This is a genomic window from Paenarthrobacter sp. TYUT067 (assembly GCF_023656375.1).
Lineage (GTDB): Bacteria > Actinomycetota > Actinomycetes > Actinomycetales > Micrococcaceae > Arthrobacter.
The window spans coordinates 23,517-43,222 of the sequence record NZ_JAMOIT010000028.1; the positions used below are offsets into that span (position 1 = coordinate 23,517).

General features: G+C 60.5%; 21 protein-coding genes. 13 read left to right on the plus strand and 8 right to left on the minus strand.

The window, feature by feature from the left end:
- Positions 1 to 537: 537 nt before the first annotated feature.
- On the plus strand, positions 538 to 732 hold the full coding sequence (locus MOD31_RS20165) for a hypothetical protein (RefSeq protein WP_250821514.1): 195 nt from the start codon (positions 538 to 540) through the stop codon (positions 730 to 732).
- Between the two features lie 39 nt (positions 733 to 771).
- On the opposite strand, the gene MOD31_RS20170 is transcribed toward MOD31_RS20165, so the two are convergent.
- Both MOD31_RS20170 and MOD31_RS20175 read right to left on the minus strand, forming a co-directional pair.
- Entirely contained in the window at positions 772 to 1,362 is a 591-nt protein-coding gene (locus MOD31_RS20170; protein ID WP_250821515.1) for a hypothetical protein, read from the minus strand.
- A gap of 3 nt (positions 1,363 to 1,365) precedes the next feature.
- The gene (locus MOD31_RS20175) at positions 1,366 to 1,632 is read right to left on the minus strand and encodes a MarR family winged helix-turn-helix transcriptional regulator (protein ID WP_250821516.1); all 267 of its coding nucleotides are present in this window, start codon (positions 1,630 to 1,632) and stop codon (positions 1,366 to 1,368) included.
- A gap of 440 nt (positions 1,633 to 2,072) precedes the next feature.
- On the opposite strand from MOD31_RS20175, the gene MOD31_RS20180 reads away from it, so the two are divergent.
- Positions 2,073 to 2,450 carry an EamA family transporter gene (locus tag MOD31_RS20180; RefSeq protein ID WP_250821533.1) on the plus strand — a complete coding sequence of 126 codons (378 nt, stop codon included), beginning with the start codon at positions 2,073 to 2,075 and terminating at the stop codon, positions 2,448 to 2,450.
- Positions 2,451 to 2,507: 57 nt separating this feature from the next.
- Here the strand turns inward: MOD31_RS20180 and MOD31_RS20185 are convergent, their stop codons facing one another.
- Positions 2,508 to 2,840: a hypothetical protein gene (locus tag MOD31_RS20185; protein ID WP_250821517.1), complete on the minus strand. Its 333-nt coding sequence runs from the start codon at positions 2,838 to 2,840 to the stop codon at positions 2,508 to 2,510.
- Between the two features lie 304 nt (positions 2,841 to 3,144).
- Here MOD31_RS20185 and MOD31_RS20190 point away from each other — a divergent pair, with 304 nt between their 5' ends.
- Both MOD31_RS20190 and MOD31_RS20195 read left to right on the plus strand, forming a co-directional pair.
- Entirely contained in the window at positions 3,145 to 6,261 is a 3,117-nt protein-coding gene (locus tag MOD31_RS20190) for a DEAD/DEAH box helicase (RefSeq protein ID WP_284705551.1), read from the plus strand.
- Positions 6,262 to 6,500: 239 nt separating this feature from the next.
- Positions 6,501 to 6,680 (plus strand): hypothetical protein, encoded by a 180-nt coding sequence (locus MOD31_RS20195; protein WP_238703472.1) that lies wholly within the window; start codon positions 6,501 to 6,503, stop codon positions 6,678 to 6,680.
- Here MOD31_RS20195 and MOD31_RS20200 read toward each other — a convergent pair.
- The gene (locus MOD31_RS20200) at positions 6,667 to 6,990 is read right to left on the minus strand and encodes a hypothetical protein (protein ID WP_250821519.1); all 324 of its coding nucleotides are present in this window, start codon (positions 6,988 to 6,990) and stop codon (positions 6,667 to 6,669) included. The genes MOD31_RS20195 and MOD31_RS20200 overlap by 14 nt on opposite strands.
- A 135-nt stretch (positions 6,991 to 7,125) precedes the next feature.
- Between MOD31_RS20200 and MOD31_RS20205 the strand changes: the two genes are divergently transcribed.
- From MOD31_RS20205 to MOD31_RS20220, 4 genes are all read left to right on the plus strand, one after another.
- Positions 7,126 to 7,326 (plus strand): hypothetical protein, encoded by a 201-nt coding sequence (locus tag MOD31_RS20205; protein WP_142939985.1) that lies wholly within the window; start codon positions 7,126 to 7,128, stop codon positions 7,324 to 7,326.
- Between the two features lie 301 nt (positions 7,327 to 7,627).
- Entirely contained in the window at positions 7,628 to 7,831 is a 204-nt protein-coding gene (locus MOD31_RS20210) for a cold-shock protein (protein WP_011773907.1), read from the plus strand.
- 389 nt (positions 7,832 to 8,220) lie between these two features.
- The gene (locus tag MOD31_RS20215) at positions 8,221 to 10,776 is read left to right on the plus strand and encodes a helix-turn-helix transcriptional regulator (RefSeq protein ID WP_250821520.1); all 2,556 of its coding nucleotides are present in this window, start codon (positions 8,221 to 8,223) and stop codon (positions 10,774 to 10,776) included.
- 21 nt (positions 10,777 to 10,797) lie between these two features.
- Complete coding sequence (locus tag MOD31_RS20220) at positions 10,798 to 12,060, plus strand: APC family permease (RefSeq protein WP_250821521.1); 1,263 nt, start codon at positions 10,798 to 10,800, stop codon at positions 12,058 to 12,060.
- Positions 12,061 to 12,289: 229 nt separating this feature from the next.
- Here the strand turns inward: MOD31_RS20220 and MOD31_RS20225 are convergent, their stop codons facing one another.
- Positions 12,290 to 12,703, minus strand: a complete 414-nt coding sequence (locus MOD31_RS20225; RefSeq protein WP_142939983.1) for a hypothetical protein — start codon at positions 12,701 to 12,703, stop codon at positions 12,290 to 12,292.
- A 106-nt stretch (positions 12,704 to 12,809) separates the two neighbouring features.
- Between MOD31_RS20225 and MOD31_RS20230 the strand changes: the two genes are divergently transcribed.
- The gene (locus tag MOD31_RS20230) at positions 12,810 to 14,063 is read left to right on the plus strand and encodes a plasmid pRiA4b ORF-3 family protein (protein WP_250821522.1); all 1,254 of its coding nucleotides are present in this window, start codon (positions 12,810 to 12,812) and stop codon (positions 14,061 to 14,063) included.
- A 9-nt stretch (positions 14,064 to 14,072) separates the two neighbouring features.
- On the opposite strand, the gene MOD31_RS20235 is transcribed toward MOD31_RS20230, so the two are convergent.
- A complete protein-coding gene (locus MOD31_RS20235; RefSeq protein WP_250821523.1) occupies positions 14,073 to 15,458 on the minus strand; it encodes a UDP-glucose/GDP-mannose dehydrogenase family protein in 1,386 nt (461 codons plus the stop codon).
- A complete protein-coding gene (locus tag MOD31_RS20240; RefSeq protein WP_250821534.1) occupies positions 15,455 to 16,624 on the minus strand; it encodes a glycosyltransferase family 1 protein in 1,170 nt (389 codons plus the stop codon). Before MOD31_RS20240 ends, MOD31_RS20235 begins: the two co-directional genes overlap by 4 nt.
- Before the next feature lie 335 nt (positions 16,625 to 16,959).
- On the opposite strand from MOD31_RS20240, the gene MOD31_RS20245 reads away from it, so the two are divergent.
- Positions 16,960 to 17,499 (plus strand): excalibur calcium-binding domain-containing protein, encoded by a 540-nt coding sequence (locus MOD31_RS20245; RefSeq protein ID WP_250821524.1) that lies wholly within the window; start codon positions 16,960 to 16,962, stop codon positions 17,497 to 17,499.
- Between the two features lie 78 nt (positions 17,500 to 17,577).
- Here MOD31_RS20245 and MOD31_RS20250 read toward each other — a convergent pair whose 3' ends face one another.
- Entirely contained in the window at positions 17,578 to 18,039 is a 462-nt protein-coding gene (locus MOD31_RS20250) for a MerR family transcriptional regulator (RefSeq protein ID WP_223942041.1), read from the minus strand.
- A 143-nt stretch (positions 18,040 to 18,182) separates the two neighbouring features.
- On the opposite strand from MOD31_RS20250, the gene MOD31_RS20255 reads away from it, so the two are divergent.
- The 3 genes from MOD31_RS20255 (at position 18,183) to MOD31_RS20265 (ending at position 19,597) form a co-directional block, all read left to right on the plus strand.
- Positions 18,183 to 18,605 (plus strand): Hsp20/alpha crystallin family protein, encoded by a 423-nt coding sequence (locus tag MOD31_RS20255; protein ID WP_142939967.1) that lies wholly within the window; start codon positions 18,183 to 18,185, stop codon positions 18,603 to 18,605.
- 228 nt (positions 18,606 to 18,833) lie between these two features.
- The gene (locus tag MOD31_RS20260) at positions 18,834 to 19,223 is read left to right on the plus strand and encodes a J domain-containing protein (RefSeq protein ID WP_250821525.1); all 390 of its coding nucleotides are present in this window, start codon (positions 18,834 to 18,836) and stop codon (positions 19,221 to 19,223) included.
- Positions 19,220 to 19,597, plus strand: coding sequence for a hypothetical protein (locus MOD31_RS20265; RefSeq protein ID WP_250821526.1), 378 nt, complete (start codon positions 19,220 to 19,222; stop codon positions 19,595 to 19,597). The genes MOD31_RS20260 and MOD31_RS20265 overlap by 4 nt, the downstream gene beginning before the upstream one ends.
- The last annotated feature ends 109 nt before the right edge of the window (positions 19,598 to 19,706 follow it).

Here is a 19,706-nt window from a genome sequence, read left to right on the forward strand (position 1 = left end):
CCTGTCTAGGTGCTGAAAACACCAAAAATGAGTGCTCCCGGCGACCGTCTAGGTACTCCGATGCGGACGCGTGGCCAAATCCGGCATCCCTCCACGCAGCCGAGATTTTGTACGCCAGCCGGCCAGCCGTCGTCGTGCTCTCACCGGAATCACGACGGCGGAGGGTGACTTTGGTGCCGACTTCTTAGCTGACGCTGACCAAGACTTGATCGATAAGAGCGAGGAAGCCGGGCCAGCCGGGTGTTTCTGACGAGGTAGAACGGCTTAGCTTCAGGCGCCCGGGTGCGTTCGCCCTCAGAGGTTCTTCTGGGAAGCTGTCGAGGACGGGGCGGCACCTAGATGAGGCTGGCGGCCACTCATTTTTAGGGTTTTTGGCACCTATTTCTGTTCAAGCGGCACCTAGTTTGGCGGTTTTCGGCACCTAGTCCCAGATTCGTGGCGCAGACTGTGCGAGTCAAAGCAAGATGGTTCTTCGCTAGGGGCAGTCATGATTCGGAATCGCATCAGCAAGACGTTTCTTCAATGGCAGGAGGAGCAGTGAGCAAAATTCCGCATCCATTTCAGGTTGTGGCGTTTGTTCTTCTGGCCGTCAATTTCGCGTTGTGGCAGCCGTTCGTGTGGTGGCGTGCCGGTGCCGCGGTTCTCATGCTGGGGTTCGGTTGCTACGGCGTTTATGTGTTGCGGCGGGGCAAGCGTAAGGAGTCCAGCCCGAAGCCTCGCGAGCCTGATTGATGATGGCCTGTGGAGTGACGTCTGCGGGCCATCTCTTTGTCAATGGGTGTTTTCGTTGGGGCGAGGGCGATTTTGCAAGTCGGGGTCCCCTTGGCCAGCCACGAAACCGAAGTCGTACTTTCCGTTCTCCGGAGGGAGCTCGCGCTCCAGTTTCAGTGCCGTCGTCGGCGTGAACATCGTTCTCGCGATCCCACTGGCCGTGTCAAAGGTGAAGGACCCAAAGATCGTGGGGTCCACGCTGTTCCTCAGCAGGAGTGTTGTGTCCGGGCCGTGTACTTCGGAAGCGACCGGGTGATAGTCGTCCAGGTCTCGGCCCCAGATGGGCAGGGAAAGAGGGAAGGAGAGCTGGACTGCTTCAGGAAAGGAAAACGGGATGCGTTCAATGGAGAGAGTGTAGGGATCATCTACGCCGTCGGTCTGGATGATGAGTTTTCGGGGGTTGAAGGTTCGGGAGCGTCCGTCCGGCAACTCCTTGGCAGACCACATGAAGGCCCTCGGGTGCACCGAGACGGAGTAGCTCTTCTGATGGTTGTGGCCTTGGCAGAAAGCTGTGCCGTTATAGGCGCTTGGTTGCCCACCGCCCAGCGCTTTCCCGATGGCGATCGCCAGCTGCTCAGAGGAAGTGTACACGCCTCATCCTTGCATGGGCCCGCTTAGGAGGGGGGCACCGTCGTTGTTTGTCAGAAGGAACTTGCGCAAAAGGTTGGCGAGCTGTGTCCGCTCGGTCTTGGACAGTCCTTCGAGCATCTTGTGTTGGTTCTCTACGTGGTGCTCCACCACCTCATCCACCAGGGCTAGTCCCTCAGGGGTGAGGCTGATCAGTAGTTGCCTGCGGTTGTCCGGGTTGGTCTCGCGATGAACCAGCCCGCGGTTGACGAGTCGGTCCACGCGGTTGGTCATACATTGGGCTGTTCGGCTTCCTTCTGTTCTTCACCGCATACCAACTGCCGGGTGGGCTCGCTGCACTGGTCATGTCCATTCAGCCCCTGTTCGTGCTCTTCCTTGGAGTGCTGTTGCTGGGTAGAAGATCCGCTTTACGCACGTGGTTGCCTGCGCGGTGGGTGCGGCGGGTGTCGGCTTGCTCGTCCTGCGATCCGACGCGTCGCTGACTTTTGTGGGCGTGCTCGCCGGGTGGCCGGTGCGCTGAGCATGGCGGTTGGGATGGTGCTCACCAAACGCTGGGGAAGGCCCGACGGCGTGGGGCTGCTTGGGTTTACCGGCCTGCAGTTAGCGATGGGTGGCGTGATGCTGCTGCCCGTGACGTTGGTGGTTGAGGGGCTGCCGGGGTCGGTCCTTTGCCTAACCTTGCGGGTTTTGCGTACCTCAGCGTTATCGGTGCGTTGGCGGCTTACGCGGTCTGGTTCCGGGGGATCCAGCGACTACCGACAATGGTGGTCTCGTTCCTGGGATTCCTGAGCCCGCTTGTGGCTACTGTGCTGGGGTTCGTGTTCCTGGGGGAGTCGTTGTCGGGGTGGCAGATTGTGGGGGCGGTGTTGGTGTTGGGGGCGGTGGGGTTGGTGCAGGGGAGGGCGCGGACGGTCACATTCGCCGTCGAAAGTAGAAGCTCTGTCATTACCGGACTTGAAGCTTCTTTGTATTCAACAGAGGTGCCGCCAACCCGTAGTTTTCGCTATGACCACAGCGTAGTTGGGGCTCTCCCGAGGAGGGTCTACCCTATTCTTGGTCTGTGTTCTAGGCCAGGAGCCGGAAGTCCGTAGGGACGCCCCGAGTTCCTATATCTCGCTGGGGCTCGGAGCGTCCTGAAGGGGCGATGGCTAAACGTACGAAATTGGGTTCTGTGCCCGGTTCAACTCGACTGTCGTCCCCACCCGGGGATCGCCAGTTAGGAGATCCCCGACAACTTCGAGGCGGTTTCCGTGCTTGATGAGTCCTCGGATTTTGGCAACGGCGAGGATGGTGCCTGACGGATTCACAATGCGTACTTCGTCTTCGTCGATAGCACGACTGGCCTTCATGACCCAGCATCCGCGCCCGGCTTCCCAAGCCTCTCGCTCGGACATGCCAGGCGTCGCTCCGACCGTTGAGCGTCCAAGGGGATCCTCGGTGGGGTCAACTTTACGCTGTTCAGCCAACTTGATTTGAAGCATGGAGTACCTTTCTCTTTGACAAGAAACCTAGATAACTAGATATCTTGATGTCTTGTTATCAAGATGCAAAGAGCTCGGTCATAAAGCAAGAGCAATTCGAGAACTGGTTTTGCCTTGCAGTGCTCGCAGCAGAGTCGAGCAATGCGGCCTGGCCGTCTCGACGGTACTCGTGATGGCGCGCAGTTGCGCCGGATCAGATGCTGCACTTGCTACCGCAGCTGGCCACTCGCTATTGGAGTATGGCGCTCCCACCCAATACCCTGGCGCAGTGAACACATTCAATGGGGGATCTGCAGGAACTAACCTGCCCGAAGGGTTGTACGAACTCCTTCACACAACGGCCATCGCAAACGACCTCGAGGCGGTTCCGGAGCTACAAGCCTCAGTGATCACAGTCGAGGCTGAGGACACTGCGGAAGTTCTCTCCCGCCACGTCGCCAATGCCGTTCGAATTGCGCTCGCGGACGCGAAACCCGAAGATCGAGTTGACCTGGCCAACCGTTTGCTCGCCGAGATACAAACCAACGATCAGATCACACCAGGCCCCCAGCAACTGCTTTCGCTGCATCGCCCGGATGCCCTGAAACGGCGACAGCTCAGGCGCCCCACAACCAAGCTCAGCGATTCGGCACTTCTGACAAACAATAGGGACGAGCCAAATCTGGCGGCCGAGCTTCGAACAGAAATCGAGTCAGCCAACACTGTCGACCTCCTCTGCGCATTCGTGCGGTGGACCGGTCTGCGGCTTCTTGAACCAGCGCTTGAACAGCTGCGTGGGCGGGGTGTGAAATTCAGGGTCATCACCACTACGTATATGGGGGCGACTGAACGCCGGGCCATCGATGAACTGGTGCGTCGCTACGACGCTGAAGTGAAAATCAGCTACGAAACCCAAGCCACCCGGCTCCATGCAAAGGCTTGGCTTTTTCGGCGGGACACCGGCTTTGACACAGCGTACGTGGGTAGCTCCAATCTCAGTCAGGCAGCTCTTCTGGACGGTCTTGAGTGGAATGTGCGGCTCAGTTCTGTAGCGACGCCCGACCTGCTCAAGAAGTTTGAGGTCACTTTCGACAGCTACTGGGAACAACGCGCATTCCAGAGTTATGACCCGGATCGTGACGGCGAGAAGCTGGACGCAGCCCTTCGACGAAACGGTGGCAAACGAACTTCTGCCCCGGATGCTTTCACCGGCTTGGAGGTCGTGCCATTTCTTCATCAGGAAGAAATGCTCGAAGACCTGGAAGCGGAACGATCGAAAGGGCACAACCGGAATCTGCTGGTCGCGGCCACCGGTACCGGTAAAACGGTCATTGCAGCTATGGACTACAAGCGTCTCTCAGAAGCGGCTGGTAAGCCCCTGACGCTGCTTTTCGTGGCCCATCGGCAAGAGATATTGAAGCAGTCCATCCGCACGTACCGGAATGTAATGCAGGATGGCTCTTTCGGTGAGCTCTATGTGGGTGATCACAAACCAAAGTATTGGACCCATGTCTTCGCCTCAGTGCAGTCGCTGGCATCGCGGGGCGTGCAGACGCTGGAGCCCGATCAATTCGACGTAGTTGTCATCGATGAGTTCCACCACGCAATGGCGCCCACATATCGCCAACTCCTGGACCACTTGAAACCCCAGCAGTTTGTTGGGCTCACTGCTACACCAGAGCGGGGTGACGGTGGCAATGTCGCCAATGAGTATTTCGGCGGCCGCACTGCCAGCGAACTTCGACTTTGGGATGCATTGGATGCTGACCTTTTGGTTCCGTTCCACTATTTCGGGGTTTCGGATGATGTGGATCTGAGCCAACTGGAATGGAAGCGTGGAAACTACGACACAGGCCAGTTGGATCGCCTCTACACGGGTAATGATGCCCGCGCCGCCAAGGTCATCCGCGAACTCCGAGACAAAGTCACTGGTACCGAACACATGCGCGCCCTGGGCTTCTGCGTCTCAGTCCAGCATGCGCATTACATGGCCAAAGTGTTCAATGCGGCAGGCATTGCGGCAGCGGCCGTGGACGGTGGCGCCGACGAAGCCGAACGAGCGCGCGCCCTTGAACAGTTGCGTAACCGTGAAGTCAACTGCATATTTGCCGTGGATTTGTTCAATGAGGGTCTGGATATCCCGCAGGTGGACACCATACTGATGCTGCGGCCCACCCAGAGTGCCACGATCTTCCTCCAGCAACTGGGACGCGGCCTGCGCCGAGCGGATGACAAGGCTGTTCTCACAGTCCTGGATTTCATTGGCCAACAGCGCCGTGAATTCCGATTCGATCTCCGTTACCGGGCTCTGACAGGCTACGGGCGGACGCAGTTGAAGAAGGCAATTGAGGACGAGTTTCCGTTTCTTCCCTCGGGCTCGCAGATTGTGCTTGACCGGGTAGCGCAGAACGTGGTCCTTGAGAACGTCAAGGCTCAGTTGCGATTCAACCGTGCGCAGTTGGTCCGGGATATAGCTTCCTACGCGGAAACTGAGTTGGCCGCGTATCTACGCGAGTCGGGGAGCGACGTCAAGTCGATCTACCGCTCAACGAAGGATTCGTGGACTGGCTACCTCCGTCAAGCACAATTGATTGGCGGTTTTTCCGGCTTTGAGTCGGTGCTCAAGGGGGATCATCACAATCGTTCCGATATTGAGGAGAAGAAACTCCTGGGACGCATGGCGGCTCTCATTCATGTGGATGATCCCGAGCGTGCTGAGGCGTACGCGAAGCTTGTAAGGGTGGATGCGCCCCGCTACGCGGATCTCGGCCCTCGGGAGCAAACGTTCGCGCGGATGCTGTTTTTCACGCTGTGGGCTGATGGCGGCGGTTTCAAAACGTACGACGACGGACTCGACCACCTGCGCGGCTACTCATTTGTGTGCAGCGAGATCAAGCAGATTGTCAGTCTGGGAGTTGCGGCATCGAAACACGCTGCGAAGGGTCTCGGTGCCGGACTCCAGCACATTCCACTGCTCTCTCATGCAACCTACCGACGCGAGGAGGTTCTTGCCGCGCTCGAATATGGCTCGATCGAACGCGGGAGGAATGTGCAGCATCGCGAGGGCGTCGCTTGGTGTCCAACAACGGCGACCGACGCCTTCTTCGTCACGTTGAACAAAGACGATAAGAAGCACTCCGCGACGACCATGTACAAGGACTACGCCATCAGTCCTGACTTGTTCCACTGGGAATCTCAGAACACCACGTCTCCCGACAGCCCGGTTGGTAGACGCTACTTGGACCGGACTGCCAACGGCTCGCGAATCCTGCTGTTTACGCGAGAATCCGCTGAGGACGAGACCGGCCTGACGGTTCCTTACACGTGTCTCGGACAGGTGGACTACGTTCAACATACCGGCGATAAGCCGATCGCGATTACTTGGAGGCTGCAACGCCCCATGCCCGCAGATGTATTCGGGGTGGCCGCGGCTGCGCAGTAGATAAACACTCGGAGTGGCTCTGTCGATGCCAACCCCGGAACCTTCGCCGCCTCGTTGTTATTGAAACCAGCAGTGCCGGTACATACCCACGTTTACAAGAACTACTTGGTGGACGACATCGTCGGGGAATGGGCGAGTTCGGCTTAGTCTGACCGCTGACAAAAGGTCGAATCAGCTGTCGTGAGGCGGTTGGGGAGGTCGTCGCTGAAGGTGATGTCACCGTCGTCGAGTGTCTCCAGGTGCCCGTGCAGGTGCATGCCGCGCTGGCCGAGTTCTCGGAGGTGGATGGCGTGGCCGCTGTCGGCACCCAAAAGCAGCGGGTTGGGCGCGAAGCGCAGCGCGGGGGAGGGGAGCGCTTCGGAGGTGAGGGCGTTGACGCCGTGGTCGGGGCCGTGTTTGCCGGTTTCAGCATCCAGTAGATGAGGTCTTGGCTGCGATATCGGGGGGTGTTGCTGGAACGGTGGAGACGGAGAGTCGGACGCCGCGGCCGGTGGTGTGCAGTTCCTCGGCGATCTGGCCGCTCGACTGGCCGGTTCCGACGATGAGTACGGCCCCCTCGGGCAGCTGCACCGGATTGCGGTCTGTATGGGTATGCAGCTGTGTCGCGTCGGCATGGAGCATGACGGCCAGGTGTGGGCACTTGGGGACTTGGCAGGCGGCTGTTGCCAGGACGACGGACGTCTGCCCGTCCAGCTCGGGAATTGGTTCAAACGCGGCGTCGTCCGCCATGGTTGCGCCTCCTTCAGATCGGCTCAGACCACCTTATTTGGGCGCGGCCATGCGTCCGGGAATGTGCGGCCGGCGGATGCTGCGTGTGTTCAAAGGACGTAGGCTTTCGGGAAAAGAATCTGGGGGGATTTGGATATGAAGACCGCAACCTTGCTTCGGGTGCTCGATATCGCAACGCCGGTGGTGGCTGCACTAAGCCTGGTTCTGTTGGTAACAGGACTATTGGACAACTTCTGGGCAACAGTGTGCCTTATAGCTACTGCAGCTCCGGCAATCACCAGTTGGGTGATCAAGGACAGGCTCCAAGGCACAGCCAAGGGTGATGAACCCCAGTAGCGCCCACGGCGAAATAGCGTCTCCCGACGCCAAAAATGTCAGTGGCGACGCAACGATCTCTGGGCGCTAAAGACCTGGAACTGCCTCCATGGGACACATCCGATGGATAAATATTTCCCAGCACTAGCTATCTGCTCAGATGTATGTAGACTTGACGGTGTTGTTGTGTTTGGCATTTGGTAGTTCAGGCAGTCCCCACGATCCTTCCGGATCGTGACCTTCTGAAGTAACGGTGGAGAACACCCCACACCCGGAGACCCGAAAGTCGGGACAATCTCCACCTTCAGTAAGGACTGAAAAAATGGCTACAGGTACCGTGAAATGGTTCAACTCCGAAAAGGGCTTCGGCTTCATCTCTCCTGAAGATGGCAGCCAGGACGTTTTCGCTCACTACTCTGCGATCAACTCCTCGGGCTACCGCTCCCTCGAAGAGAACCAGAAGGTTTCCTTCGACGTCGAGCAGGGCCCCAAGGGTCCCCAGGCAGTAAACATCCAGGCTATCTAGTCTTCGGATAACTAATGAGCAGGGCCGGTCACTGACCGGCCCTGCTTTTTTGTCTGCTCTCATATAGAAGATATCTTCTACAGCTCTCGTTGCCTGTAGAACACATATCCACATAGCGAATTACACCCATGTAATTCGATTCCAGTTCTCCGTAGCGTGGAACGTAATCCACCCGGCGAGCTGAGGAAGTACCCCATGTATCAGTCAACCTCCGAAGGCCTCGTATACCTAGACGAGGCCCGCGAGCACCTAATTTGGCCCAAATCACCACCTAGACCGCCCCGAAACTGCCTGTGCAAGGCAGTTTTGCCACCTAGTCCCGTTTTCACGTTCTAGCCTGCGAAGTGAGCCGCATGTCGGACAACCACAGGAACAGGAGGCGAGGTCACGTGTTCGATTCAGAGGTGCAACGAATCCTGGACTTCGTCGCACGCGGAATCGGAGTGAGGGTGGTCGGCGGACCGGGCGGCGGCAAAACGACCGTATTGCGCAACGTCATGAGCAACTTGGAGAAATCCGGAGTCTCCGTGCACTTCGTCAGTGGTCTCCGCACACATAGATCCATCCCATATTCGGCCATCAAAGGGCTGGGGCTTGACGTGAGGCCGGGACGCAGCAGTGTGTTGGACATCGCCGACGTATTCTCGAGCCAGTTGGCCAAGCCTGGCAAGCACTTGCTGGTAGTTGACGATCTCCACCTCCTGGACAGCGAGTCGCTGGCTGTACTGGAGGCTGTCAGGCGAAGGTCGGATTGCCCTATGGTGGCAACGGCCCCCGAAACGTGGGCGTTTTCCAGAGGTCAGTTGGCCGTGCTCAACCTTGGCCGGGAGGCGCATCTGCAATTGGATCCGCTTCACTACGAGCAAGTTCACCTCCTCATCGCACAGGTTCTGGGCGCGCCGGCCGACGCAGACACAACTGCGCGCATTCTCACCAAATCCGCCGGCAACCCGCGGCTGGTAGTACGGATCGCAGAGACCGCAGCCCTGAGCAACCTCTTGGTTATGGAGGACAAGCAATGGACCATGTCTGCCGAGACCCTATGGAACGAGCACCTGCGCGGCACACTGGAGGCGCTCCTGGCCGAACTAAGTGCTGATGAGTTCACAGCCCTGCACATCATGGCGATTCTGGGCACGGCACGGGTGGATGTGCTCCTCAAGGTCATCCACCAGGACGCCCTGGAAGGTCTGGAACGCAGAGGATTCCTTTCCGTACTGGCCGATCATCAAGGTGGCTCTATCGCCGCCATCAGCCCACCAGTCATCGCCGATTACTTCCGCGACAGCAAGAAGCTGCGCGATAGCAGACTGCTCCGCACGAAGATCGCCGGCGTCCTTGAGGCCGCGCCTCACGCGGTCCCGGAAAAGCGCACCGCAGACTGCCTTTCCCGTGCCCTATCAGCCCTCCGGCTTGAGAAGGCTGACGACGACGCCATTACCTCCAGACAAATTCACGAGTACAACGCGGACCGTGAACAGATCCGCTTCGAACGCTGGCAGGCCAATAAGTCAGCAGCCAACGGCGCGGCAGTCCTTCGCATCTACTGGGGAGCGCCCGTGGACGTGGAGCGTGCCGGCAGTATCTGCGCGGAAACCACAAACTTCGACGCCGAAACCCAGGACCTACTGTTTGTCGCCGTCACTGAGGCCATGCTTGCGATCCACACCCGACGCGGCCCGAGAGCCGCCGTCGAGATCCTCCAAAAGTTTGCAGGAGATAATCCGCAGTTGCTGACGGAAGTTAGCGACGCCATCTTATTCATCAATGTCTCCCATGGCAGGGGGCGACTGGACACCGGCGACTTGCCAGCGGCGTTTGAGAGCAGCAAGACAGGATTGGGGTGCTTGGTTCAAGGACTCTTGGAGCTCTACCGCTGTAGACCGGCGGCGGCTTTGGACGCAGTGGAAGGCGCAGGCGACGACGACGCCATCCCGCATCTGCGCCCATTCGTCCGCAGTTTCGCCCTGTTCGCGGCTGGCCGGGTGGAGGAGTCTCTGGTGATGGCGTTGGACTGGCGAGCCGAGTCCCGGAAGAACCTGGACCAGTTCGGTGTGATCACCAGCAGCTATGTAGCTGCACATGGCCTCCTATACCGTGGACACTTCGAAGAGGCTGAATACCTCATGAGCAGCGTGTTCGCTATGGGCCGTCCGGGGTTCGTTGTGGATTCCCTCTACGATGCCATGCTCAGGCTCGCGGGGCTCCGGCACGCCACCACCGCACTGCTGCCAACGCTGTCCATAGCCGCGCAGGCGCGAACCGACGTGGCCGACGTTGGCCCCCTTCCCGGCATCGGCAAGGGAGCCTACGAACTCATTGCTCACAACAGCACTCAGCCTTCCACCTTCGACCGGAAAGCCACCAAACTCATCAAGCAGCAGTTGAAAAGCGGCTACGTCCTGGAAGCCTTGATGACAGCGTTGCTTTGTACGTGCCTGATTCCTGGCCGGCAGGTCCTGGATCTATTGCAAAAGATCCTGCAGGAGAGCGGCCTCACGGTTCACCACCAGCTCGTCGCCATTGCATGCGCAGTGGTGGAGGGCGACCACAAGCTACTAGGCCTCCTCCTCAAACACTATGAACCTGACATCGACACGTACCAGGTGGGGATGCTCCTCCGGGGAGCTCTCAAACGCCACGTCATCGAAGGAGACGCGGCCGCAGCTGACGCCATGGCACAAGCTTCCTCTGTCTTTGCTGTCCGGTTCCCGTCAGCAAACGAGCAGCTCTCCTTCAATTCCTTCAGGGCAACACCGCTGACCGAAAGGGAGATCGAGGTAGCTATCTTGGCCGGTCACCTCACCAATGTGGAGATCGGTGAACAACTGGGCATCAGCGCCAGGACAGTGGAGAACCACATCTCCAACGCCTTGCGGAAGTCCGGTGCAACGTCCCGCAATAGCCTCTTCATGCTGGTGGGTAATTCACTTCCGCCACGTTGACCCGGGATAGGCTGGATCATCGTGAGCAACTCTCGGGCTTTGGCGCGCCGACTAGGCACGTTCGACGCATCGCTGATTGGGCTGGGGTCCATGATCGGTGCAGGTGTTTTCGCGGCGTTCACCCCAGCCGCCGCAGCCGCGGGATCAGGGCTGCTCATCGGTTTGGTGGTGGCTGCCTTCGTGGCCTTCTGCAATGCCACGTCGTCAGCTCAGCTCGCTGCTGCCTACCCAACATCCGGCGGCACGTACGTCTATGGTCGTGAACGACTCGGCCCGTGGCCCGGGTTCCTGGCCGGATGGGGATTCGTCATTGGCAAGACGGCGAGTGCCGCAGCCATGGCCATGACCTTCGCCGCCTATGCCGCACCCCAAGGTTGGGAGCGCCCGGTGGCGATTGCCGCCGTCGTGGTTTTAACTGCGGTGAACTATCACGGGGTGACCCGCACCGCCGGGCTGACGCGTGTGCTGGTGGTCGCTGTGCTTGCTGCTCTGACGATTGCAATCGCTGCTGTGTGGGGTGGCTCAGGTCCTGACTTTGGCAGCTTTGTGGGCGACGGACTGTTGGCCAGCGGCTGGTACGGGATTCTGCAATCGGCGGGGCTACTGTTCTTCACGTTTGCCGGGTACGCACGGATTGCGACGATGGGCGAAGAAGTACGCGAACCCAAGCGCACTATTCCACGGGCGATCAGCATTGCCTTGGGTATCACCATCCTCATCTACGCCGTCATAGCAGTGACCTTGCTCGCGGCCCTTGGCCCCGACGGGGTGGCTGCCACGCCAACGCCGTTGGCCGATGCTGTGAATGCCGGTACCTTGGCATGGGCTGCACCCGTGGTACGCGTCGGTGCCGCCGTGGCGTCGCTGGGTGCGCTATTGGCCCTCATCGCAGGCCTCGGACGGACGAGCCTGGCCATGGCCCGGGAACACGACCTGCCCCCTTGGCTCTCCGCAGTGCACCCTCGGTATAAGGTCCCGCATCGTGCGGAGATGGCGCTGGCCGCGGTGATCTGCATCATCATCGCAGTGGCCGATCTTCGCGGGGCCATCGGCTTCTCGTCATTCGGAGTTCTGCTGTACTACTTGGTGGCCAACATCGCCGCCTACACCCAGCCAGCAGAAGACCGCCGATATCCGAAGTTCCTGCAGGTTGCGGGAGCGGTTGCCTGCGTGGTTCTCGTTGCCACGCTGCCGCCGATATCTGCCGGCGTGGGTGTGTTGATGTTCGCGGTTGGGATCGTCTATCGCTTGGTGCGTTTGCGGCTTAGCCGTTCAGCCCGCTAACGCTCCGGCTGGGCACGGCCCCACCAGGGGGTGGTCGGTGGAGCCGCGCCGTCGTGCCTCCTACGCCAGGGCGGATGGGACTCCCTCCGGACATCGGGATCCGCCCCGAAGGCACAAGAAGAGACTATGGGCGATTTCCGGCACTAGGTGTTCGAAAGAGGAAAATAGGTGCCAATTTGGAGCAAATTAGGGGTGGAAAGGACCGAAAATAGGTGCTGAAATCGAGCGCCTAGGTGTTGGCCCGCCGTCGAGCGTTTCTGCGTTCAACAGATTCCATGTACGTAATGATGCTCGCAATAGTCAGGGCTACCGAGCAGATAACCGCCAGCATGGTGGATGTTTCCTGAAAAGGAACCACCACAAGCGGGCTCAGCATCATGGCATTGCCGAAACCCGACGCTGCGAAGACCCCAGCTTTTAGCAGAAGGCACTTGAGGGAGCCGGCAATCAACATCCCTACTGGCGCCACAACTCCCAAGGCCATTGTGAGAACCACCGTGGTGGTCCGCACGTCCGAGGGGTCAAGGATGTCCAAACCTTCCGGGGGAGGTGCTGCCCCCAGCAAGGTGGCGGACACAGCAGAACACACAGCTATGACGCATGTGACGACGCGAAGTACCGCTGGGTAGAAGTGTGTGATCACTGGCAAGTCCTAGTCTTCGTCGATTTAGCCCCGTCCAAAGGTGTAGTAGGCCAAATCAAGGACACGTGACGCGAAACGCGTCCCGGGCACTGGAAGAATGGCGGTCATGGAATCATCCACAAATGTCCCGGCCGTCGAGCTGCGTATTTCCATCAGTGAGACTGAGCCGCTGATCTGGCGGCAACTCGTCCTCCCCGAAACCGCCACGGTGGCTGAACTTCACGGGGCCATCCAGTGCGCGTTCGGCTGGAAGGATTCGCATCTCTACGCCATTGCGGGCCATGACCGCGCAGGTAAGAAGCGCATCATCATGGCGGTAGACGACGGCGATCTCCCCGCGGGTAGCGAGGTAGCGGCTGGCGTGCGGCTACTTGAGCTCTTTGACGCGAAGGTCCCCGGCCGGTCGGGCCTCGAGTACGACTATGACTTCGGGGACAACTGGACCCACGAGATCGACGTGGTTGGGCCTGCCGTGCTTGAGGGCAATGCGATCACGTGCACCGGCGGCGCAATGCGGGGACCCCTGGAGGATTCCGGGGGAGTCCACGGCTACGCCAACGTGGTGGCAGTGGTTTCCAACCCCAAGCACCCTGAGCACCAGGAAGCTGTTGAGTGGCTCGAGTTCGTGACCCAGGAGAGCCTGGCAAAGTTCGATCCGATCGCTTTTGACATCAACGACGCGAACGATCAACTGCGACTATTGGCTCGTCGGTTGTGGCCGGGGAACGTTTCCGATGAAGAGGTGGAGTTCGTCCTGGGCCCCGTCCTTTGGTTCCTCAACCAGGCCGGCCCAGATGGATTGCCTCTGACAGGGGCGGGCTATCTCAAACCCGCAGTCGTTAAGCGTGCAATGACGGAACTCGAGTGGATCGAACCTTGGAATGCGAACGTCTCCACAGAAAGCCACGCAGCACCTGTCCGCGTCGTCCGCGAACGGCTTCAGGAGTGGAAACTCCTTCGCAAGAATAAAGACAGGCTGCTCCTAACACCGGCAGCCAGAAAGCTCATCAAAAGGCCGACCATGCTTTGGCACTATGTGGCTGATCGATTAGCATCACCCGGACACGAGGGCGTAAAGCTCGCCACTCAGCTCGTGGTGCACTGGGAGCTTACGGGAAGCAAGCCGACTTGGAAACTGGTGGACGAGGTGGTGCAGCTCGCGCTCCACGATCGCGGCTTACGAACCACGACAGGTGCCGATATTCCGCTGGACTGGGCACGTGGCTTGAGGATAGATGTCCATCAAAGCTTGATCTGCCTGAGGCTTTGGGGCTCCACCAAGTGGGGTTCAGGTGAGCTGGAACTATCTGATGCCGGCATCAAGTTCCTGCTCGACGTGCAGAGCCGTTCGCGAGATTAGCGCTATGCCTTAGTGAGCGGCGTGCTTCTTCCTGTTCGCGTGCTTGGCACCGTCGCCCTCCGCACCAACCACCGACGCCCCCGTCCCCAACCCGCGGACCGTCCACCCCGCACTCCGCCAGGCCTCAGCGTCCAGTACGTTCCGAGCGTCAAGCACCATCCGGCGTCGTACCAATGCTCCTGCAACAACAGGCGACAGCGATACGTATTCGTCCCATTCGGTGAGCAGCAGCACCAGCTCGGCGCCTTCCAGGGCACGTTTGGTGGAGGCCTCGAAACGGATTTGAGGGTAGCGGATCCAGGCGTTGTTGATGGCCTTGGGGTCGGTGACGGTGACGTGCGCGCCGGCGTCGGCTAGTTGCTGGGCGACGTCCAGGGCGGGGGAGTCGCGGATGTCGTCGGTGTCGGGTTTGAACGCCGCACCAAGGATGGTCACCGTCCGGCCGGACAGGAAACCACGGCACATCTCGCGTGCCACCTCCACGGCGCGGGAGCGCTGATCCAGGTTCACCGAGTCAACCAAGCCCATCCACGCATCCACGGACGGCACGGAAAGATCGCGCGCCTGTGCACGGAAGGACCTGATGTCCTTGGGCAGGCAGCCGCCGCCGAACCCGAGCCCGGCGTGCAGGTAGCGGTTGCCGATGCGCGGATCCAGGCCCATCGCTTCGCTGAGCTCGCTCACGTCAGCGCCCGACGCGTCGCACAGCTCGGCCATCGCATTGATGAAGCTGACCTTTGTGGCCAGGAACGCGTTCGACGCCGACTTGATCAGTTCCGCCGTCGCGAAATTGCAGACCAGCCGCGGGATGCCAGCGCAGATCAGCGGCTCGTACACCGCATCCAGCACCGCAGTAACCGGGGCGCCGGCAGCGGCACCCTTCCCGCCCGGGACGCCGTAAACCAGACGATCGGGCACCAGCGAATCCTTCACTGCCGTGCCCTGCCGAAGGAACTCCGGGTTCCAGCCGAGCAGCACGTCCGAGCGACGGGCCAGGATCGCGCGGAGCGTCTCCACCGTGCCTACCGGCACTGTTGATTTACCGACGACGGCGGCACCCTTGGCCAGGTGCGGCAGGAGGCTCTTCGTGGCGCTCATCAGGTAGGAAAGGTCGGCCGTGTCGGAGGTTTTGGACTGCGGGGTACCGACGCAAAGGAAGTGCGCCTGGGAATCTGCGGCTGCAGCGAAATCCGTGGTGAACACGAGGCGGCCAGTGGTGCGGCCGTCCTTGAGGAGCTCGTCCAAGCCGGGTTCATGGAAGGGCGCCATCGCCTTGTTGAGCTGCTCAACCTTGGAAGAGTCGACGTCGATACCCACCACAGTGTGGCCCATCGAAGCGAGCGTCGCGGCGTGGACTGCGCCTAGGTAGCCGCAGCCGATCACGGAGATCTTCATGAGGAGGGTCCTTTGCTTGAGGTGAACTCGCTGGGCCCGGACGTTCCGCTGGGCACACCGGAAATGACTTCGTCGTAGTGGCGAACCAGGTCCGCGCTGAGAACAGGCCACGTCCGCCCCTGAACCGAAGCGGTTGCAGCCGTTGCGAACGCGCGGCGCTTGGCGTCGTCGCCGATCAGGTCCTGCACGTAGCCGCGCAGCTGGGTGAGGTTCCCGGGCTCGTAGAGCCAGCCGGTGCGTGAGTTCTCTACGAGGTCCAGGGGCCCGCCACGGCCCGTCGCCACCACGGGAACGCCGGATGCCATGGCTTCCTGAATGGTTTGGCAGAAAGTCTCAAACTCGCCGGGATGGACGAAGAGGTCGAAACCTGCGACGGCCTGAGCCAGTGCCTCGCCGCCGAGGAAACCGGCGAAGTGGGCGTCTGGGAGCGCGGCTTGTAGTGCTTCTTTCTGGGGACCGTCACCAACGATGACCAGCTTCGTGTTCGGCAGGTCAGACAGCACCGCAAGATCCTCAACCTGCTTCTCGACGGCGAGCCGGCCGACGTAGCCGATGATGCGGTGACCATCGGGCGCTACTGAGCTGCGCCACGCCGTCGAGCGTTTTGCGGGGTTGAAGCGCGCGGTATCCACACCGCGACGCCACATGTCCACGCGCAGGATGCCGCGTCCGCGCAACTGGTTGAGCGCGAACGTGGACGGCACCAGGGTTCGGGTTGCCAAGAGGTGGATGTTGTCCACGCGGTTCCAGGCCCAGTTCTCCAGGAACGGCACACCATAGCGGGCGGCGTAGCTGGGAACCTCGGTTTGGTAGATCGCCACAGTGGGGATGCCCAGCTGATGGGCGGCCTGCACGGCGCGCCAGCCGAGGACGAAAGGAGAAGCGAGATGAACGACGTCGGGGGAGAAATCGGCAAGGATTCGCTTGACCCGATTCACACCACCCAACGCAACCCGCACATTCGTGTAACCGGCCAGCGGCACAGAAGGAAGCCGGTGCACGTACGCACCCTTCTCGACGTTCGAAACATCAGTGTCCGACGTCGACGGCGCGATCACCATCACCTCATCCCCGCGCTCCTGCAGATGCTCCAGCACCCGCAGTATCGAATGGGTTACCCCATTCATCAGTGGCAGGAATGATTCGGCGACGATTGCGATCCTCACGCCTCCAACGGTGGTCGCGGCGGTTGGCGGGGCGGGTTCGAACGGGTGGCTTGTGGGGGAAGAGTTGGTTAACAGGTGGGTTGGGTTGCTCGGCGCAAGCTTGTAATACTTGGGCGGAACAATAGTTGCATCGACCACGCTGGTATCTTGAACTCTTAGCGAATCCTCGGGAAGTATCTGGCAAGTTCGCCCTTCCCGCATGCCCGGACTCGCTTCAAAAAGGGGACATTTTGAAAAGAACACTCGCACTAGTTGTGCTCACCGGTCTTATGCTCACGGGCTGCGCGACAAAACAGGCCTCAAGTCAAACGCCGGCGACGGCGGCGGCGTCTGCCGTGGCTGAGCGAACTGTCGAGGTGCCGGACGTCGTCGGGCTAACCCTCGACAAGGCCACCGATCAGCTCAAGGCTCTTGGACTCAAGGCCGAAGCCAAAGATGTAAACGATGACAAATCAATCATCGTCAAGAAGAACTGGCAGGTGGTCAGCGAAGATCCTGTCGGTAAGACCAATGTGGCCGAGGGGTCGACCATAAAGCTGGGGGTCAAACATCTCACTGATGAGACGCCCACCCCGACACCCACTCCGACGCAGGCGCCGGTTCCCTTGGTTGCGCCAGTGGCTCCGGTAGTGGAGGCGCCGCCAGTCGTGGTGGCGCCGGTGGCTCCGCCGGCCCCGCCCGTGGTTGAGGCGCAACCGGCTCCTGTGGCCCCGCCGGTTGTGGAGGCACCGCCTGTTGAGGCTCCGCCCGCAGCTGTCTACTACCAGAACTGCACAGCCGTCCGAAATGCAGGGGCGGCGCCGATTCATAGCAGCCAGCCAGGTTATGGACGTCACCTTGATAAAGACGGTGATGGCTGGGGCTGCGACAAATAGAGCTCAGCAGCACGTTTAGCAATGGCCACTCCGTTTCGGGGTGGCCATTGCTGTGCGTGGCGCCTAACAGACTGCAAGTTACTCGTCGACGCCGGTAGTCCCCCGCGCCCGCTTCAAATCCTTCCGCAACCCGCGGTTGTCCGCCCGCAGCTCCTCGTTGTGCTCCGTCAGCCCACGGTTATGCTCCACCAACCCCCGGTTGTCCTCCGACAGCCCACGGTTCTCGGCCTCCAGCTCCAGCACTAGTTTCACCCCGGCCAGGTTGAGCCCCTCATCCAGCAACACCCCGATCCGTCGCAGCGTCGCAAGGTCGCTTTCGCTGTACCGGCGAGTGCCGCCGTCGGTCCTGTCCGGGGTGAGCAGGCCCTTGCGCTCGTACTGCCGGATGTTCTGCTGCCCGGTGCCAACCAGCTCCGCCGCCACCGAGATTGCGTAGACGCCGCGCGAGTCCGAGCCGCCACCAGAGGTGCCGTCCGCACCAGAAGCCGCCAGACCGCCGTCGTACTCTTCAGCGGCAGTCTCACCATCCGAAGCTGCCATCAAGAACCTCCAAAAATCTTCCGGAAAACCACTTGCATCTACTTTGTCACTGGTGCTATAAAAAATCTATACCAACCAATACAGATCCAACAGGCTGGTACCAACAACAGAATCAGCATCAAGACCAAAGGAGTGAGAACCACATGCTGATGCGCACTGACCCGTTCCGCGATTTCGACAGGCTCGCCCAACAGGTTTTTGGCACAACAGCACGCCCGGCCGGAATGCCGATGGATGCATGGCAGGAGGACGGACAATTCGTTGTTGCCTTCGATCTGCCAGGGGTGGATCCGCAGACCGTTGACCTCGACGTCGAGCGCAATGTCCTCACCGTCAAGGCCGAACGCAAGTCGCCCGCAGGCGAGAACACCGAAATGATCGCCGCCGAACGCCCCCAAGGCGTCTTCAGCCGCCAACTCATCCTCGGTGACACCTTGGATACCGACGGCGTCCAGGCAAGCTACGACGCCGGGGTGCTCACACTCCGCATCCCCGTCGCCGAGAAGGCCAAGCCGCGGCGCATCGAGATCCAATCCAATGGGCAGAGGCAGGAAATCAACGCCTAATCCCGTCCGCCCTGCCGGAAGGCTCACCCGGGGGTGGCCGAACGGCAGGGCGACAGCCGGGAACAACGGAGGCGGCCGCATCGGAATAGTTGGGCGCAGGCTTCGCGCCACGTCACAGCGTTTTTTAGCGCACATGAAAGCGACCCCCGCCCGTCGTCTCCCGAGTTGATGGCCCCCGGCCCACGCCGGGGGCCATCTCCCAGTCCGCAGCAGGAATCGGAGCAGCAGGTGAGCACACAACCTGACCACTACGCCACGCTTCACGTGTCGCCGGACGCGACGGCCCGTGAGATCACCCGCGCCTACCGTGCACTGCTGCGGACTCACCACCCGGACACACGCCAAAGGGTCGACGACGGCGACACCACCTCCGCGGCCGACCTTCAGGAACTGCACGCCATCATGCAGGCGTACGTCGTTTTGTCGGACCCAGGGAAGCGGGCGGCTTACGACAGTGCGCGCAGAACACCTGGCGGTACGGGCGGGACGCCCGTAAAAGTGCGCTTCCACCGGTCCGGATCCACGGCTCCCCAACGCGAGCAGTCTCCACTGTCGTTCGGACCGTCACGTTGGGATCCTTCACCCCGCAATCTGAGATCACCCAGGAGTAATCCATGAGCGCTTGGCGTCCCTACGATGGCCACATCATTCCCGCGTTCTACGAGCGGTTCGAGAAACGCTGGGGGAGAGGGACGGCACCGTTCCTGGACCCCGAAGTCCACGAACAACCCATGCCCCGTGCTCAATGGCTCAACCCGGACACCGGCGCTGCCGTGGCCGTGGTCCCCATCTGGACTGACGATCCCGAGCACCGCTCCTTCGGCGTCTTCTACCTCCCGCCGGCCGGGGATATCTGGATGCTCCGCCCAGGACCGACGACGTTCCTGGAACCCAGTGCGGGAGCCAGCCGCGAGCAGGTGACACTCCGCAACGACGCCTTCAAGAAGGCCGTCAACCACGCCAAGGAGTTCATCTACGGGCCACAGCTCTAGCCAGGTGTGTGCGAGGGGTTAGATACAAAAGAAGGCTGGTGCAGCCTAGGGAACGAAATCCAAGGCGGCTGCACCAGCTGCTAGTACGACTTTCTGTTATGAGTTGTGA

Bases quoted from the DNA above. Each gene is read 5' to 3' on its own strand.
- MOD31_RS20175 (WP_250821516.1), bottom strand. From the start codon at position 1,632: ATGACCAACCGCGTGGACCGACTCGTCAACCGCGGGCTGGTTCATCGC.
- MOD31_RS20185 (WP_250821517.1), bottom strand. From the start codon at position 2,840: ATGCTTCAAATCAAGTTGGCTGAACAGCGTAAAGTTGACCCCACCGAG.
- MOD31_RS20200 (WP_250821519.1), bottom strand. From the start codon at position 6,990: ATGGCGGACGACGCCGCGTTTGAACCAATTCCCGAGCTGGACGGGCAG.
- MOD31_RS20205 (WP_142939985.1), top strand. From the start codon at position 7,126: ATGAAGACCGCAACCTTGCTTCGGGTGCTCGATATCGCAACGCCGGTG.
- MOD31_RS20210 (WP_011773907.1), top strand. From the start codon at position 7,628: ATGGCTACAGGTACCGTGAAATGGTTCAACTCCGAAAAGGGCTTCGGC.
- MOD31_RS20230 (WP_250821522.1), top strand. From the start codon at position 12,810: ATGGAATCATCCACAAATGTCCCGGCCGTCGAGCTGCGTATTTCCATC.
- MOD31_RS20235 (WP_250821523.1), bottom strand. From the start codon at position 15,458: ATGAAGATCTCCGTGATCGGCTGCGGCTACCTAGGCGCAGTCCACGCC.
- MOD31_RS20250 (WP_223942041.1), bottom strand. From the start codon at position 18,039: ATGGCAGCTTCGGATGGTGAGACTGCCGCTGAAGAGTACGACGGCGGT.
- MOD31_RS20255 (WP_142939967.1), top strand. From the start codon at position 18,183: ATGCTGATGCGCACTGACCCGTTCCGCGATTTCGACAGGCTCGCCCAA.
- MOD31_RS20265 (WP_250821526.1), top strand. From the start codon at position 19,220: ATGAGCGCTTGGCGTCCCTACGATGGCCACATCATTCCCGCGTTCTAC.